This is a genomic window from Chromobacterium sphagni (assembly GCF_001855575.1).
GTDB lineage: Bacteria > Pseudomonadota > Gammaproteobacteria > Burkholderiales > Chromobacteriaceae > Chromobacterium > Chromobacterium sphagni.
This window is the reverse complement of record NZ_MKCS01000001.1, coordinates 2,054,669-2,071,546: the sequence shown is the minus strand read 5'-3', so window position 1 is coordinate 2,071,546 and position 16,878 is coordinate 2,054,669. Positions and strand designations below refer to the sequence as shown.

Annotated in this window: 12 protein-coding genes and 1 tRNA gene; 2 read left to right on the top strand and 11 right to left on the bottom strand. The window is 66.4% G+C overall.

What is annotated here, in order from left to right:
• Positions 1–10: 10 nt before the first annotated feature.
• Positions 11–754, bottom strand: a complete 744-nt coding sequence (locus BI347_RS09855; protein WP_071114370.1) for a c-type cytochrome — start codon at positions 752–754, stop codon at positions 11–13.
• Between the two features lie 138 nt (positions 755–892).
• Between BI347_RS09855 and BI347_RS09850 the strand changes: the two genes are divergently transcribed.
• Positions 893–969 (top strand) — tRNA-Arg (locus BI347_RS09850).
• 246 nt (positions 970–1,215) lie between these two features.
• Here the strand turns inward: BI347_RS09850 and BI347_RS09845 are convergent.
• From BI347_RS09845 to recC, 10 genes are all read right to left on the bottom strand, one after another.
• Positions 1,216–1,563, bottom strand: a complete 348-nt coding sequence (locus tag BI347_RS09845; RefSeq protein WP_083338791.1) for an NUDIX domain-containing protein — start codon at positions 1,561–1,563, stop codon at positions 1,216–1,218.
• Positions 1,554–1,748 (bottom strand): hypothetical protein, encoded by a 195-nt coding sequence (locus tag BI347_RS22625; protein ID WP_083338790.1) that lies wholly within the window; start codon positions 1,746–1,748, stop codon positions 1,554–1,556. The genes BI347_RS09845 and BI347_RS22625 overlap by 10 nt, the downstream gene beginning before the upstream one ends.
• A gap of 63 nt (positions 1,749–1,811) precedes the next feature.
• Positions 1,812–3,674 (bottom strand): ABC transporter ATP-binding protein, encoded by a 1,863-nt coding sequence (locus tag BI347_RS09840; RefSeq protein WP_071114369.1) that lies wholly within the window; start codon positions 3,672–3,674, stop codon positions 1,812–1,814.
• Positions 3,675–3,831: 157 nt separating this feature from the next.
• Positions 3,832–4,041 (bottom strand): hypothetical protein, encoded by a 210-nt coding sequence (locus BI347_RS09835; protein ID WP_071114368.1) that lies wholly within the window; start codon positions 4,039–4,041, stop codon positions 3,832–3,834.
• 280 nt (positions 4,042–4,321) lie between these two features.
• Complete coding sequence (locus tag BI347_RS09830) at positions 4,322–5,203, bottom strand: NUDIX hydrolase (RefSeq protein ID WP_071114367.1); 882 nt, start codon at positions 5,201–5,203, stop codon at positions 4,322–4,324.
• A gap of 112 nt (positions 5,204–5,315) precedes the next feature.
• Entirely contained in the window at positions 5,316–7,013 is a 1,698-nt protein-coding gene (gene recD / locus BI347_RS09825; protein WP_071114366.1) for an exodeoxyribonuclease V subunit alpha, read from the bottom strand.
• A 39-nt stretch (positions 7,014–7,052) separates the two neighbouring features.
• Positions 7,053–7,772: a type 2 periplasmic-binding domain-containing protein gene (locus BI347_RS09820; RefSeq protein WP_071114365.1), complete on the bottom strand. Its 720-nt coding sequence runs from the start codon at positions 7,770–7,772 to the stop codon at positions 7,053–7,055.
• A complete protein-coding gene (gene pap / locus BI347_RS09815) occupies positions 7,765–9,249 on the bottom strand; it encodes a polyphosphate:AMP phosphotransferase (RefSeq protein ID WP_071115792.1) in 1,485 nt (494 codons plus the stop codon). The genes BI347_RS09820 and pap overlap by 8 nt, the downstream gene beginning before the upstream one ends.
• 83 nt (positions 9,250–9,332) lie before the next feature.
• A complete protein-coding gene (gene recB, locus BI347_RS09810) occupies positions 9,333–12,899 on the bottom strand; it encodes an exodeoxyribonuclease V subunit beta (RefSeq protein WP_071115791.1) in 3,567 nt (1,188 codons plus the stop codon).
• Positions 12,896–16,093 (bottom strand): exodeoxyribonuclease V subunit gamma, encoded by a 3,198-nt coding sequence (gene recC, locus BI347_RS09805; RefSeq protein WP_071116388.1) that lies wholly within the window; start codon positions 16,091–16,093, stop codon positions 12,896–12,898. The genes recB and recC overlap by 4 nt, the downstream gene beginning before the upstream one ends.
• A 291-nt stretch (positions 16,094–16,384) precedes the next feature.
• Here recC and BI347_RS09800 point away from each other — a divergent pair, with 291 nt between their 5' ends.
• Positions 16,385–16,771 (top strand): SirB2 family protein, encoded by a 387-nt coding sequence (locus tag BI347_RS09800; RefSeq protein ID WP_071114362.1) that lies wholly within the window; start codon positions 16,385–16,387, stop codon positions 16,769–16,771.
• Positions 16,772–16,878 lie beyond the last annotated feature (107 nt).

Sequence of the window (16,878 nt, the reverse complement as noted above, 5' to 3'; positions counted from 1 at the left end):
AGATGGAAAATTACTTGGAGTTGTTGACCATATATTCCACCGCGGCGCGGAACTCGGCATCGCTGCCGGTATAGCCACCCTTCGGCGGCATCGCGTTCAAACCCTTGGTGGCGATCTTCACCGCCTCGTCCAGGCCCGGCTTCAGACGCGCCGCCCATGCCGCCTTGTCGCCGAACTTCGGCGCCCCGGCCACCCCCGTGGAGTGGCAGGCCACGCACACGCTTTCGTAGATTTTCTTGCCCACCACCGCCGGATCGGCCGCAGCCACGGCGCCGCCCGCTCCGCCCACCGGCGGCTCGGTGAACTTGGCGCCAGCGGCGTTGCCCATATAAGCCACCGCGCGCCTCACTTCATCGTCGGTCAGGTCAGGCGAACCGCCCTTGGCCGGCATCGCATTGAAGCCATGCAGCGCATGGTCCACCAGCGTATCCCAGCCTTTGGCGATATGCGGCGCCCAAGCGCCGGCGTCGCCGAACTTGGGAGAACCGGCCAGACCGGTGCTGTGACAGGACATGCAGATCGCCTTGTACACCTGCTCCCCGGTACGCATGCCTGGCGGCGCGTCGCTGGCCTTGGATTCGCCGATCGGCTTCAGACGAGCAGCCACGGCTTCCTTGGTCATCACCTCGGCATCCACATTGAAACCACTGGTCGCCAGTTTGGCCAGAAGCCAAATCGCCACGACAAGAAAGACAACGATGCTGACCAGAACCTTTACGATCTGGCCGGGGGCCATTCCGCTCTCATTACTCATCCCAAGCCTCGCCTGAAAATAATGACAATTAAAACCGGTTAATTATAAAGTATGCACCCATGCATGGCAAAAAACCATACTCTGGACTCGGATTAACTTTTTGCGGTATGATGCGTCTACTTGATGACAAGTTGCAGTGCACCCGTAGCTCAGTTGGATAGAGTGTCAGTTTCCGAAGCTGAAGGTCACAGGTTCGATCCCTGTCGGGTGCACCAATCAAATCAAAGGCTTGCAAGCGTTGCGCTGCAAGCCTTTTGTTTTTCCAGCAGCTTTTTCATGATGTTTCTACCCTTCCCTGCACGGCGCCGGATTCATGCGTTTGCCATCCCCATGGGAAAATCCAGACCTCCGGAATCAAACTGTTCTTTTTTCCAGCTGATTAAATTTGATATAGATCATTTATCGATCACATTTCGCAAATTTAAATGATGCCGTTCTGCCACAGAGACCGATCCAGAGCATCACAAGCAGCCTTTGCACATCGCCAGCAAAATCGGCGTCAGCGACAAGCCATCGACAATCTCGCAGTCATCGACCATTTGCGCCGCCTCCACGGCGCCGAACCAGCGCACCTCCATCACTTTGTTCCGGTCGAACCGTTCATTCACCTGCGTCAGGCCGTGAACTAAAAATATCTCGAAACGCTGATCGCTGCTGCCGCAAGTCGGAAAATAAGTCAGGAAAGTCCGCCACTTCGCGGCCGTGTAGCCGGTTTCCTCCAGCAGTTCCCGCTTAGCCGCGACCGCCGCCGTTTCGCCTGCATCCACTCCGCCCGCCGGAATGGCCCAAACCGCGTGCGCTATGAGCACCCGATCAGCAGCAAACGGCTCTGCTCAATGGCAAGAATGCCAACAGCCGGACGCGGATGATGCACCGAAAAATAAGAAATGGGCCAGCCATCGGGCTGCCTGACGCCAAGCTCCCTCACCACGAACCAAGGATTGATGTGAACCAGTTCCCCCGACTCCACTTGCCACGCGGCATCCATCGCCATGCCTCCATCGTCCGGGTATCGCCAGCAACAAAAAACCCTCCGGCAATCGCCGGAGGGTTTTTCTCAGCCCATCAAGGACACTCGCTCGTCTTCGTCGCCGCCTTCCTCTCCCAGGAAGCCGCCGCTCTGATGCGCCCATAATCTGGCATACAAGCCGCCGCGGGCCAGCAGTTGCTGATGGCTGCCTTCCTCCACCACCTGGCCGCGGTCCAACACGATCAGCCGGTCCATCGCCGCGATGGTGGACAGCCGGTGGGCGATCGCCACCACGGTCTTGCCCTCCATCAAACGATACAGGCTGCTCTGGATCGCCGCTTCCACTTCGGAGTCCAACGCGCTGGTGGCCTCGTCCAGCAGCAATATCGGCGCGTCCTTCAGCATCACCCGGGCAATCGCCACCCGCTGGCGCTGGCCGCCGGACAACTTGACGCCGCGCTCGCCGACATGGGCGTCGTAGCCGACGCGCCCCTTGGGGTCGGTCAGCGTCTGGATGAAGTCGTCGGCTTCGGCCCGGCGCGCGGCCGCTATCATGTCTTCGTCGCCCGCATCTGGCCGCCCGTACAGCAGATTTTCCCGCACCGAACGATGCAATAGCGACGTGTCCTGGGTCACCATGCCCACCATGGCGCGCAGGCTGTCCTGGGTGACGCCGGCAATGTCCTGGCCATCGATCAGGATACGCCCGCCGTCCAAGTCGTAGAAACGCAGCAGCAGGTTGACGATGGTGGACTTGCCGGCGCCGGAGCGGCCGACCAGGCCGATCTTCTCGCCCGGACGTATCGTCAGGTTAAGGCTGTCGATCACCTTGCGCGTGCCGCCGTAGGCGAAATCCACCTGATCGAAGCGGATCTCGCCGCGCGGCACTTCCAGCTTGCCCGCCCCCGGCGCGTCCACCACCGCCACCTTGCGCGACAGCGTGGTGATGCCATCCTGCACCGTGCCGATGTTTTCAAACAGGCTGGACATCTCCCACATGATCCAGTGCGAAATACCGTTCAGGCGCAGCGCCATCGCGGTAGCCGCCGCCACCGCGCCGATGCCGACTTCGCCGCGGCTCCACAGCCACAGCGACGAGCCGGCGGTCACACCGATCAACAACATGCTGCTGAGCTGGTTGACGATCTCGAAGCCGCTGACCAGCCGCATCTGGCGGTAGGCGGTGCTCAGAAACTCCTGCATCGCGCCCTTGGCGAAGCGGGCTTCGCGCTGGCCGTGCGAGAACAGTTTGACGGTGGCGATATTGGTGTAGGCGTCGGTGATGCGGCCGGTCATCAGGCTGCGCGCGTCGGCCTGCCGGGTGGCGGCCTTGCCCAGCCGCGGCACGAAGTACCACAGCGTGGCGAGGTAGAACACCAGCCAGCCGAGGAAAGGCAGCAGCAGGAAAACGTCGAAATGACCCAGCACGGCGATCATGGTGACGAAGTAGATCACCACGAACACCAGGATGTCGGTGATGATCAGCACGGTGTCGCGCACCGCCAGCGCGGTCTGCATCACCTTGGCCGACACCCGGCCGGCGAATTCGTCCTGATAGAAGCTCAGGCTCTGCCCCAGCAGATGGCGGTGGAAATTCCAGCGCAGCCGCATCGGGAAATTGGAGAACAGGCCCTGATACTTGCTCATCGCCTGCAAGGCCACCAGCAGCACGCTGCCCAGCAGAATACCGGCCAGCAACAGCAGGTGACTGCGCTCTCGTAGCCACAATTGATCCACCGGCACCTTGGACAGCCAGTCGACGACAGAGCCCAGCATGGAAAACAGCAAGGCCTCGAACGCGCCGATGCAGGCGGTCAGCAAAGTCATGAACAGGATCAGACCGCGCAAACCGCGGGTACAGAACCAAATGAAGGAGAAAAAGCCCTGCGGAGGCTGGGCAGGAGGCGTTTCCGGATAGGGGGATATCCGGCGTTCAAACCAGGAAAACATAAAGATCGCTCCATTGTCTGGAACCGTTGCGGTTCCGGATAAAGGGTTTAGTGGAGCGATGACGGTAGCGTACCCTGGCCTTGTCTGCAACGGAAAAGTTGCCCTTCCGCCAAAAAACGCCGCGGACTCTGGTCAGAACGCGGCAGCTGCGGCCGCATCATGCCATCGGCACCATTTTGATGTAAACCTCTTCCAGCTTCTCCGAGGTTCTGGCTTTCAGATCCACCTTGTGCACCTCCGCCCGCACCCGCCCCTTGTAGACATGAAGCATCAATTCGGCCGCCCTGCGCGCCTGCTCCTGGGTGGGGTGCAAGGGCCCGCTGTCGTCTATGCCGAAATCCGGAGAAATCAGTTTCAACCGATACATTATTATTATCTCTAGCTAAAACGGCGTGATTGATGTTTTTATACTAAATGCATTTCCTCAACCCCATTCTACATGAGTTTATCTGACAGCATCCACTGTCATGACTTTGCAATAAGATCCCGAAAATCATGGCAATAGCCGATGAATAACAGCAAGATAACGGATATCGGCCACCCTGACCGAACGATGAGAAAATCACATACTGCGCCGCCAGACCAAGCAAAAACCCGGCACAAGCCGGGTTTTGCGTAGCGCCACGCGCCAACACGCGAGGCCGCGGCTAAGCCAGCGTCGCCAGATCCTGCTCCAGCCCATGGCGAACCCGGGAAAGCGCATCCGCCACCAGGCCGTTGCGCTGCTGCCAATAGCCCAGCCGGCACAGACAGTCCAGGCTGACCAGCGCGGCGTCTATCATGAAGCGCTCGGCCACCAGCAACTGCTCCACCTCGGCCAGCGGCAGCAATAGATGCTCGGCCACCTCGCCGTCCTGACAAGCCGGCCGCAGCCCCTGCGGCAGCCATAGATCATGGGCGTACAGCCACTCGCGGTGCAGGCCGCGCGCCACCGGCCGCTCGGCCAGCAGCAACGATACCGGTTGCAATCCTTGCAGCGCCTCGCGCGCGACGCCGGCCTCTTCCCAGGCTTCCCGCTCCAGCGCCAGCGCCAACGTCTCTCCGGCGGCCACGCCGCCGCCCACCAGATTGTCCATGCGGTTGGGATCCACCGCCTTGTTCGGACTGCGCCGCCCCACCCACATCCGCACTTCGCCGTCGCTCTGCCGGCACAGGCCGTTGACGTGGACGGCGCGGCTGGTCAGGCCGAGCGGGCGGAAGGCCGCGCGCTCCAACTCAAAATATGGCGTGCCGTCATGGCGAAAGGCGGTGAAGTTCTCGTTGCGCCAGCCATTGAGCCAGCCTGCCTGCTGCCAGCGCCTCGCCGCCAGCCCCAGCGCATGGCTGATGCTGCGGTAACTGCCGTCCAGCCTACAGATCAGGCCCTGGTAATTTTCCTCGAACAGCGACGCCTCATGCTGCAGCAAGCGCTCTTTCCATTGCGCATTGACACAACCCATGCGCTCGATGCCGATATGAAGCGGCGTGAACTGTTGCGCATCGAAACGGCTTACCTTGTCCAGATAGCCCAATACGGCATCCACCTGCATGACGACTCCCCCTGCGGTTTTTCGGGAAGGCTGCATCTTACGGGTGTCTGGCGCGGCTTGACTATTCTCGACCGCACAAAGCCGGCAAGTGTTGCATTCCGTCCATTCCTCCTCAACGCAAACGGTCGGCCAGGCCGGAATGGCGCCGCGGCGCCAGCTCGACGCCGCGCAGCCAGACCTCCTCGCCGCCAGCCGCGACAAAGCATGCCCGGGCGCGGGTAATGGCGGTATACAACAGCGCGCGGTTGAGCAACGCGCCCGCTTGTTGCGGCAGCTGCAGCCATACTTCGTCGTACTCCGAGCCCTGGCTCTTGTGAACCGTCATCGCAAACACCGTGTCGTGCGCCGGCAACCGCCCTGGGGCGAACTCGCGCCACACGCCGTCGCCGGAGGGGAACACCACCCGCAAGCCCTGGCTGCGCGGCAGGGCAAAACCGATGTCGCCGTTGAACAAACCCAGGCCGTAGTCGTTTTCGCTGATCATCACCGGCCGGCCGGCATACCAATCTCGCCCCGGCTGTTTCAGCCCGGTCTTTTCCAGCTGGCGCTCGATGCCCTGATTGCAGTCGGCCACCTGGCGGCGCTCAGCCGCCAGCAGCATGAAGGCGGAAAAGGCCCGCAGCACATCGTCCGGCTCCGCGCCGGCCGCCACCGCCTGCAAATAGCCCTGGCGCTTGTCCAACAGCATCCCGGCATCCACTGCCTGCCGCATGCTGATGTCGGCATGACCGCCCGCCTGCAGCAGCTCCAGCGCCAGACGACCTTGGCCGGCATTCACCCGCCGCGCCAGCTCGCCGATGCCGGAGTCGGCGCCGAAGCGGTGACTGCGGGTAAGCAGCGCCACGCAGTCGGTGAGGCGGCCCCCATCCTCGCCGCTTCGCGGCAGGCTGTCGCCACATACCCGTTGCAGCCATTGTAGCGTGGACTCGCTGTAGCCTATCCGGCTGCACAGCTCTCCCAACACCGCGCCGGCCTCGACCGACGACAGCTGGTCGCGATCGCCCAGCAGGATCAGCCTGGCCTGCGACGGCAGCGCCGCCACGGTGCTGGCCATCAGTCCCAGGTCTATCATCGACGCCTCGTCCACCACCAGCACATCCAGCGGCAAGGGATTGCCGGCATGGTGGCGCGGCGCCTCCATGCCGGGACGCAGGCCCAGCAGGCGGTGCAGGGTTTCCGCCTGCGCCGGCAACTGCCGCCGCACCGCTTCGTCCACATCCAGCCGATCGCGCGCGCCGCGCATCGATTCGGACAGCCGCGCCGCGGCCTTGCCGGTGGGCGCCGCCATCGCCATCACCAGCGGACGCGGCGACAGGGCCGCCAGCAAGGCCAGCAACCGCACCACGGTGGTGGTCTTGCCGGTGCCCGGGCCGCCGGAAATCACCATCAGCCGCTGCCGCGCAGCCAGCGCGGCAGCCAGTTTCTGCCGATCCGGCTCGCCCGAGCCGCCGCCGGGAAACAGCCTCGCCAGCCATGCCGCCAGCCGGGCTTCGTCTGGCGGCGGCAGCGGCTCGGCCAAGCGGACCAATCCCTGCGCCAGCCTGTCTTCGTCATGCCAGTGGCGCGCGAAATACAGCCGGCCGGCGCCGTCAAGGATCAGCGGCGCGTAATCGCCGGGACGGCCGGCCAGGCCGCTGCCCTGCAAGGCTTTCAGTTCGGCGCGGTGCGCCAGCGGCAGGCAGACGTGGCCGGCCAGATTGGCGCCGCTCAATTCGCGGATCAGCGCCAGCACCGCATCGTCGGCATCGGGAGCCAGCCGGCGGAACAGGCTGGCGAGTTGATCGGGCAACAGGGAAATGGCGGGATTCATATGGACGTCAACGGTTGAGAGCCTGCGAAGAAGCGGGCGTCAGTTTTTCGCGCCGAACAGCGGCTTGAGCTTGCCTTGGCTGTTCAAGGTCTGGATGGCTTGATTCAGCCTGGGCAGCAGTCCGCGGTATTGCGGGTGCAGCCTCAGCATCACCGGCACGCTGCCCGCCGACTCGCCCGGCAGGCAGCGCCGGCCCTCGGTCTGACGGCTCCAGTACTGCGCGCGGCCGCGCTCTAGCACCACCGCCTGCACCCTGCCCTCGCGCAGTTTGTCCAGCAGCTCCTCCTCATTGCCGGACAGGTCGCGCCTCAGCCGCCGGCTCTGGAAAGCCGGTTCCAGCAAGGGATAGCTCTGGCCGGCCAGAGTGCCCACCGTCCATCCTTTTTGCGCGCCCGCCGCGGGCGGCGCATATCCCTTGGCTTGCGGCAGGCACAGCACAAACTCCACCTCGCCCAAGGGCTGGGTATAAAAGCCCGCGACCGGCGCCAGCGCGCGCCAGGAGGGATTGACGCCCGCCTCCATGTCCAGCCGCCCCACCTGGAACAGCTGCTCCAGCCGCTGGGTGGGATAATAGTCCAGCTGGAAGCGGACGCCGCTCTGCTTGGCGATCAGGGCCAACGCCTGGCGGTAGGTTTGCAGCAAGCCGCCCTCGGCCGCCTGGCGCAGAGGCTCGCTGGTATCGTTGGCGACGCCGGCGCGCAAAGGCTGCGCCAGCGTCGGCGCGCACAACAGCAGAAACAGACAGCACAGCCTATTCACTCAACTTCGCCTCCAAAGCGTCGCATACGGTGGTCAATACCTTGATGCGGGCAAAATACTTGTTGTTGGCCTCCACCAGCGTCCACGGCACCTTGCTGGTGCTGGTGCGGTCCACCATGTCGCTGACCGCCTGCCGGTAGAGGTCCCATTTGTCGCGGTTGCGCCAGTCCTCGTCGGTGATCTTGAAACGCTTGAAACCGGTTTCCTCGCGCCCCTTGAAACGCGTCAACTGTTCATCCTTGCTGATCGCCAGCCAGAACTTCAGCACGATGGCGCCGTTTTCGGAAAGCTGGTGCTCGAAATCGTTGATCTCGTAATACGCGCGCAGCCAGTCGGCCTCCGGCGCGAAGCCCTCCACCCGCTCCACCAGCACCCGGCCGTACCAGCTGCGGTCGAAGATGGTGATGCCGCCCTTGCCCGGCACATTGCGCCAGAAGCGCCACAGCCACGGCTTGACGCTCTCTTCCTGGTTGGGCGCCGCCACCGGCACCACCCGGTAGCGGCGCGCGTCCAGCGCCTGGGTGATGCGGCGGATGCTGCCGCCCTTGCCGGCGGCATCGTTGCCTTCAAACACCAGCACCAGCGAATGGCGGGCGAAGCGGGCGTCGCGCGTCAGCTTGCTGAGCCTCCCCTGCAACTGGTCCAGCTTGGCGCGGTAGCTGTCCTTGTCCAGCTTCTGCTCCAATTCCAGCGTGTCCAGCACCAGCTTGTTGTCTATCGGCGCCAACAGCGGCGGCGCCTCGACGCGGTCGGTGCTCAGCATCGGCTGGCCGAGGCGGTTGCGCACCGCCTCCAGAATGGTGTTGGCCACCGTCAGGCTGCGATAGTTGCCATCCTCGCCGTCGATCACGATCCACGGCGCATGCGCGGTATTGGTCAGCCGCAGCATGTGTTCGCCGTATTTGCGTATTTTGTCGTAGCGCTCGTAGTGCAGCCAGTCGGTCTTGGTGACGCGCCAGTTGGTGGCCGGGTCCTGCTCCAGCAGCTTCAACCGCTGCTTCTGCTTGTCGCGGCTCAAGTGGAACCAGAACTTGAGCACCACCGCGCCGTCCAGCGTCAGCATGCGCTCGAAGCGCAGGATATCGAAGATCTGCCGGTCGAAGGCATCGCGGTCGCTGCGGCTGAATACCCGCTCGAACAGGGTATCGGAATAGTAGGAACCGAAGAACATGCCAATGCGGCCCTTGGCCGGCAGCTCGCGCCAGTAGCGCCACATCCACGGCCGCGCGCGCGCCTCGTCGTTGGGATCGTCGAAAGCCACGGTCTGGATCAGCCGCGGGTCCAGCCACTCGTTGATCAGGTTCATCGTCTCGCCGCGGCCGGCGCCATCGAAACCGTGGATCAGGATCAGCACCGGAAAGTCGGCTTTTTCCTTCAGGTCGTACTGCACATCCAGCAAGGCCTCGCGCAGCGAGGGCATCATCTTGCGAAAGGTTTCCTTGTCGATGCTGTGGCCGATCTCGGCGGATTCAAACATGTCTCACATCCTTGTCCACTTGCTTAGCTTAGTTGCAGTCCCCGGTAGGCCACACTGCGTAGAACTACCGAGCTCCCCTCGATTCAATGCCCGCCCAGCAGGCCGTCCAGCGCGTCCAGTAGCGCGTCCGCGGGCCGGTCGGCCCAGACTCCGCAGCCGGCCTGGCCCATGCCGCGCAGAAACAGGTAGCGCACGCCGCCGAAGCGGCCGTCCCAATCGACCCCGCGCGCGCGCAGATAGCGGCGCAGCGCCACCAGGTAGATCAGGTATTGCAGGTAATAATGCTCGCGCGCCACCGCCGCGGCCAGATTGTCTTCGCGATAATCGTCGTAACGGTCGCCCAGGTGGTTGGACTTGTAGTCGATCAGGTAAAAGCGGCCGTCCAGCTCGCACACCAGGTCGATGAAGCCCTTGAGGAAACCCTGCACCGCGGCGAAGTCCAGGCCGCCCGCCGCCAGCCGCAAGGGTTCGGCCAGCCCGTGCGCCGGATCCTGCAGCACCCCGATCAGCGCCGCCACGTCCAGCCGCTTTACCGGCAGCGTGAATTCCATTTCGATCAAGCGCCTGTCGTCCGCCACCTCGCGCATGCGCGCGCCAGGAGCCAGCTCCGCCTCCAGCGTGCTCAGTATCAGCTCGCAGCCGGCGTCCAGCCATTCCTCGCCAAAACCGTGGCGCGCCAGCGCCGACGCCGACGCCTCGCGGATGGCGGCCTCGCCGGCGCCGAAGCTGATGTTTTCAAATATCTCGTGCAGGCAGATGCCGGCCTTGGACCCGCGCGGAAAGCTGAAGCGGTCGCGCGCAGGTTCGGCAGCGGGTTCCGGCGCGGACGCCGGCTGCGGCGCGCGGTCGTAGTCCGGCGCTTCGGCCAGATGGCTGCCCACCGCATGAGTCAGCGAAGTGAAGCTGGCGATCTTCCACGGCGCATACAGTTTGCGCGCAAACGGCCGCGCGGCGTAGCGACGCTCGGCCGCCGCCCCCGCCGCCAGCGCCCGCCAGCCCTCGTCTTCCAATACCGCCATCGCGCCGCCGCGACCGGCGGCGAAAGCGCGCAACTGGCCCTCCACCGCGGGGCCGTCCAACTTCAGTTGCTCCAAGGCGGCCAAATCGGCCACACCCGGCGCGTGCAGCAGCCAGGACAGCGAGGCGGTCTGCATGTCCTTGACCCAGCCCCAGGCGAGATATTGCCGGTACTGCGCCCGGGTGAGCGCCACGTACAACAGCCGCAGCTTCTCGGCCAACATCTCGCTGCGCGCCGCCAGCCGCACGCCATCGTCCGCCACCACGTCCGGCGCCAGCCAGGGCGCGTCTCCCTGGTGGTAGCTCCAGAAACTGGCGCCGCGCCGCTCCAGCGCGCCGTTCCATAAAAACGGGCAGAACACCACCGGGTACTGCAGGCCCTTGGAAGTGTGAATGGTGACGATCTTCACCAGCGCCGCGTCGCTCTCCAGCCGCAGCACGGCCTCCTCGCCGCGCGGCGGATTGGCCACCCGCGCCGCGAACCAGGCCAGCAGCGGCGCCATGCCCTGGCGGCTTTCGCTTTCCTGCTGCAGCAACTCGGCCAGGTGGCCCAGATTGGTCAGCCGCCGCTCGCCGTCCGGCAAGGGCAGCAGCCGCGCCGCCAGCTGTTCGCGGGCGAAGTAATGGCGCCAGGCCGCCATGAAGCCGTGCTCGCGCCAGCGCTGGTGATCGTCGGCATTTTTCAGCAGCTGCCGCTCCCAGCTGGCCTCGTCCTCCAGCCGCGCCTTCAATTCGGCGGCGTCGAGGCCGGCCAATTCGGTAGACAGGGCCAGCCGCAGCCGCGACTCGCTGGCCGGCTCGGCCCAGGCATGCAGCAGCGCCAGCAACTCGTCGGCTTCGCCGCTGGCAAACACGCTTTCCTGGGTCAGCGCCACGCTGGCCACGCCGCGCTCGCGCAAGGCTGCGCGCACCCGGTCGCCCTGTTTATGGGTGGCCACCAGCACCGCGATGTCGCCGCCCTTCAGCCGCCGCCGCGCCTCGTCCTTGACGATGGCGGCGCGGTCCTCGCCGGCCAGGCTCAACAAGCGGGCGATCTCGTTGGCGCAGGCGGTGGCGGCGGCTTCTTCCGCCGCCTCCTTGCTCAAGGCCTTGTCGCCGGCCAACAGCCACTGCGCATTGAACGGCGCCCGCCCGTCGTCCACCTCCAGCCGGCCGCCGGACGATGGTTGCGCCGCCACCGGCTGATAGTCGATGCCGGCGATCAGGAAGGGCAGCTCGCGACCGAACAGCGCGTTGACGGTGGAAACCAACGGCGCGTCGGAGCGGCGGTTGGTATCCAGCGTGTAGTGGTGCTCGGCGTCGCCGCGGGCGGCCAGGTAAGCGAAAATGTCGGCGCCGCGGAAACTGTAGATCGCCTGCTTGGGGTCGCCCACCAGGAACACCGGCCGCGCCTGTTCGACGAAGCAGCGGCGGAAGATGGCGTATTGGGTGGGATCGGTGTCCTGGAATTCGTCTATCAGCGCCACGCTGAAGCTGCGCGCCACCTGGGCCGCCAGCAAGGGGCCGCTGTCCGGATGGTCCAGCGCCGCGCCCAGGTCGGTCAGCAGGTCGTCGAAGCTGCGGCTACGCTCGCCGCCGCGCCGCCGCGCCAGCTCGGCGTTGGCCCAGGCGATCAGCTCCAGCTTGAGGCCTGCCAGGGAGTGCGCCACCTGCCCCATATAGGCATCCCAAGCCGCCAGCCAGGCTTCCACCCGCTCGAACAAGGGATGCGCCGGCGGCGGGCAGTCTTTCTTCATGCCCTTGGCCAACGCTTCCGGCCTGAGCTTGTCCAGCGCCTTGCGGCTGTCGCTGTCCAGTTCCGGCAGGCCGTCCGGCTGCGCCAGCCAGCCGCGCAAGGCGCCAGCCGTCCGCTCAAGGATGGCGGCGCTGTAGACATTGCCCTTGTAGCCGGGATGTTCGGCGAACAGCCGCAGTCCCTCCTCCGCCAGCTGTGGCTCTGCCGCCAGCGCCTGCCAGCGGCTCAGGGCCAGCCGCTGCGCGCTTTCCAGCCTGCCGGAGTCCGGCGCCTGCAGCTTGAGGTAAGGCTTGGACAGATAGGGGCGGATCTCGGCCAGCCATTCATCCGGCGTGGCGCGCTGCTCCACCAGCACCTGGGCCAGCAGCGGCTGGGACACGATGCGGCTGCGCCAGAAATCGTCGACGATCTCCACCAGCCGGCCGGCGTCGTCCTCCATCAATTCGGCCTGGAAGGTCTGGCCGCTTTCGAAGGCGGCGTCGGTCAGCACCCGCTGGCAGAAGCCGTGGATGGTGTAGATGGCGGCGGCGTCGAAGCCGGTGATGGCGGCGGTGAGCCGCTGCCGCGCCAGTTCGCGCGCGCCTCCCGCCGGAAAGCGGCCGGCCAGCCGCTGCAGGAAGTCGTCGCCGCCGGCCTTGCCTTCCAGCACCGCCAGCAGCTCGCTCAGCCGGTGCCGCAGCCGTTCGCGCAATTCCGCGGTGGCGGCCTTGGTGTAGGTCACCACCAGCAGCCGGTCTATGGTCGGCGGCGTCTGGCCGTCGCGCTCCTCCAGCAGCAGCCGGGCGAACAGCGCGGCGATGGTCCAGGTCTTGCCGGTGCCGGCCGAAGCCTCGATCAGGTTGATGCCGCTCAGCGGACAATTGAGCGCGTCCAGCGCCTGGGCTTGCGTCGTCGTCATTTTTCTTTTCCCGCCAGGCGTTCGGCCAGCGGCAGCAGCAGGGTTTGCGCCAATTGGGCGAACAGCGGATCTTCCAGCGGCTGCTGGTGGCGAAAGGCCAGCGCCAGCGCCGGCTCGTCCTGCTGCGCCATGCCGCCCTCCATCACGAAGCTGGGTTGCCATTTTTGCCAGGCGGCCGCCAGCGCCGCCTCCGGCGCGTCCGGCGCCTTGGCCAGCGCTTCGGCGTAAGCCCAGCTGGTGCGGCCGAAGAAGGGCAAGGGCTGATCCTGGCCCTGGCGCCAGCGCGCCAGCCACGGCGCGAGCAGGCCGGCGGCGTCGATCTCGTCGGCGAGCGCGATGCTGCCGGCGTCGTCGTAAACGGCGCTATGGCAGGCGATGCCCTCCGGCCGCGCCGCGCACAATATCAGATGCGTCAGCCACAATTCGATGCGCTGGGCGGCGTTGAGCTTGCCGACGATGAAGCCGAGCCGGCCCTCCGGCCGCAGGCCGTACAGTTCGCCCACCAGGGTGAAGCCGTCTATCCGCAGATGCACCGGCTGCGGCGGCAGCGTTTCATTCGCCAGTGCCCGCGGCAGCCGGCCGGCCAGCCGCACGCTGGCGCGCCCTTCCTCCTGCAGCCAGGCCTGGCCCAGCTCGCCGCAGGGCAGCAGGCCGGCGGCGGCCACCCTTTCGCGCAGCGGCGCCTGCGGCCGGCGGTGCAGCATCGCCTCCACCAGTTGCTGGCGCAGCGCGCGGCTGGCGTCGGCCTCCATGCTGAACGGCTCGCGCGCCGCCAGTTCCTCGCCGCCTCCGGCCAGCCGTATCGCCAGCCGCTCCGACAACCAGGCCCGCACCGGGTGTTTCCAGAAGCGGATGAAGTCGTGCAAGTTCAACACCACTGCCGGCTCTTCTGCCGGCAGCGGCGCCAGGAAAGGCCGCGGCTCGGCGTCCGGCGCGGCCAGCGCGGCGGCGAAAGCCGGCTCGAAGCTGGCCAGCCGCATGTCCGCCCCGTCGTAAGCCTGCGGCGCGAAAGGTTGCAGCGGGTGGCGCAGCGTCAGCCGCGCCGCCAGGTCCTCGCCGCACATCGCCGACAGGCTGTCCATCAGCTCCGCCACCAGCGGCGACGGCGGCAAGGTTTCGCCGCTGCGCGCCGACTGGCCGACATAGGACAGATACAGCGTCTGGCGCGCCGACAGGATGGCCTCCAGAAACAAGTAGCGGTCGTCGAAGCGGCGCGAGCGGTCGCCGCGGCGCGGGTGGCGCGCCACCAGGTCGAAGCTGACCGGGCGCTCGTCGCGCGGGTAGGCGCCGTCGTTCATGCCGATCAGGCACAGCGCCTTGAAGGGGATGGAGCGCATCGGCACCATCGCGCAGAAGGTGACGCCGCCGGACAGGAAACCCTGCGCCGAAGCCGCGCCCAGCTGGCGCAGCAGCCAGTCGCGCACCACCGCCAGCCCCACCGGCGCGTCGAAACCGGCCAGTTCGGCGTCCTCCGCCAGCTCGGCGAAGGCCGCGCGCAGCATTTCCAGCGCCGCCTCGTCGTCGCCCTCGGCCAGGAACAGCCGCTCGCAGGCCAGATGCAGCCGCTGCGCCCACTGCCGCGGCGAGGCCGGCTGACGCCATTCCCGCGCCAGTTCGTCCAGCGCGTCGTAACAGTCGGCGAAGCGCGCCAGCACTTCGCCCAGCTGCCCCTGGGCGCCGGTGTGCGGCAGCAGTCCGGCGAACAGCCCGGCCTCGTCGCCGGCCAGCGCCGGCGGCAGCACCGTGCCCAGCAGCAGCCGGTCCAGCCCCCAGCGCCAGGTGTACAGTGGATCGGCCGGCAGCCCCAGCTGCGCCTTGTGGACGGCGTCGCGCCCCCAGCGGATGCCGGCGCCGCGCACCCAGTCCTGGATGAAGGGCAGGTCGGCGTCGGCCAGATCGAAGCGCGCCAGCAGCGCCGGGCTGTCCAGCAAGGCCAGCACCGCGTCGGCGCCGAAGCGCGAATCGGCCAGTTGCAGCACCGCGGCGAAGGTGGACAACAGCGGCTGTTCGCGCTCCACCCGGCGGTCGGCGATGCTGTAGGGGATGTTGGGCGCGTCGTCGCGGCGGCCGAACACCGCGTCGATGTACGGCGCATAGGCGTTGATGTCCGGGGTCAGCACCGCCACGTCGGCCGGACTGAGCTGGGGATCGTCGGCGAACATGGCCAGCAGCCGGTCCTTCAGCACCTCCAGCTCGCGCATCGGACCGTGGCAGGCGTGCAGCTGCACTGAGTGGTCGTCCGCCGCCATCGGCCGCGGCTGCGCCGCCGGCTCGTTCAACTGCAGGATGTCGCGCTGCAGCCGCGCGAGCAGGCTGTCGCCCTTGGGCGCGGCGAACAGGGGACGCGCGTCCAGCTCGGAATCGGCGGCGATCAGCTCGAAGAAGTCCCGCCCCTGCTTGCCCAGCGACGCCAGCAGCGGATGGCCGTCGCTGGCGAACAGGTCGCCGGCCTGGCGCAGCTTGAGCTTGCGGCGGGCGTCGACGATGTCCCCCCAGTAGGCTTCGCAGGGATTGAGGGTGAACAGGCAGACGTCGGTCAGCTCCGCCAGCCGCTTGACCAGCGCCAGGTACATCGGCGCCAGGCTGGCGATGCCGAACAGCGTCACCCGCGCCGGCAGGTGCTCGCTTTTCAGCTGGGCGAAGAATTCGTCCAGCATGCGCACGCGGTGGCGGCCGGGATCGCTCTCGGCCAGCCGGCGCCACAGCGCCGCCTGCCAGGCCTCGTCCTCGCCCAGGCCAAGCAGTTCGCCGCGCCCCCAGGCGCGGATCCAGTCCGGGCGGAACACCAGGTACTGATCGAAGATGTCGGCGATCTTGCCCGATAGCTCGAAAGCCGCGCCCTCGCCGCCCTCCAGGTAATGGCACACCGGGCCAAAGGGCTCGCCCCGCAGCGTGGGCAGCAGCGCCAGCAAGCGCCAGGCCAGCACCTCCGGCACGAAGGCGGACTTGCGTGGCAAGTCCGGCATCACCTTCTGCATCAGCCGCCAAGCGAAGGCCGCCGGCAGCACGAAATCGACATTGGCCGCCACGCCGGCCTGGCGCGCCAAGTCCAGCGTGATCCAGCGCCCCATGCCGCGGCTCTGCACGATGACGGTTTCCGCGGCAAAGGGATCGGCGAGCGGCATCGCCTGGGTCATGCCGCAGAACAGCTCGCCCAGTTGCTCGAGACGGTTGGATTGGTAAAGGAACAGCATGGAATAGGATGGCAGCGGCCGGGAGCGGATATGGCCGGATTGTAGCATCGCGCGCCGGCCGCGCCTGCGGCAAGCGCAACGCATTGCGCCCGCGGCGCGGAATCATGACAAAGGATTATCCATTGACGACGGTCAATATCCGCCCCGCTTAAAAAGCATTCAATTCCGCCATGACGATGCCCATGCCATCCTCCGCCGGCCCCCGCCCGCCCGAACGCGCTACAAATCGCCGCCGCCGCCGTGTACCATGGCGGGCGTCGGCGCCTCCCGCGCCTCCTCAGGCTTCCGTCCATGTATCCCTACCTGATCGTCAAGCACGCCCATATGGGCTTCGCCTTCCTGTCCATACTTTTGTTCGCCGCGCGCGGCGGGCTGATGCTGAGCGGCCGCCAGCATCTGCTGGCCATGAAACCATTGCGCATCCTGCCGCATCTGATAGACACCCTGCTGCTGGCCTGTGCCATCGCACTGGTGGTGATGGGCGGCTGGCCGGTGCTGCACAGCCCCTGGCTGCTGGCCAAGATCGCCGGCCTTGTCGCCTACATCGTGCTGGGCAGCATCGCGCTGCGCCGCGGCGCCACGCCCAAAAGCCGGCTGCTGGCCTTTGTCGCCGCGCTGGCGGTGGTGGCCTATATCCTGCTGGTTGCCCGCACCAAGATGGCGCTGCCGCTGCTGTAAGCCGCATCGCCGCCCTTGACTGCGCCCGATGCGGACGCTAGGACACAGTAGGGGCGCGACACCCTCGCCGGCTGTCTCCACGTCCCTGCAGGGCGCCCTTCCGCTCC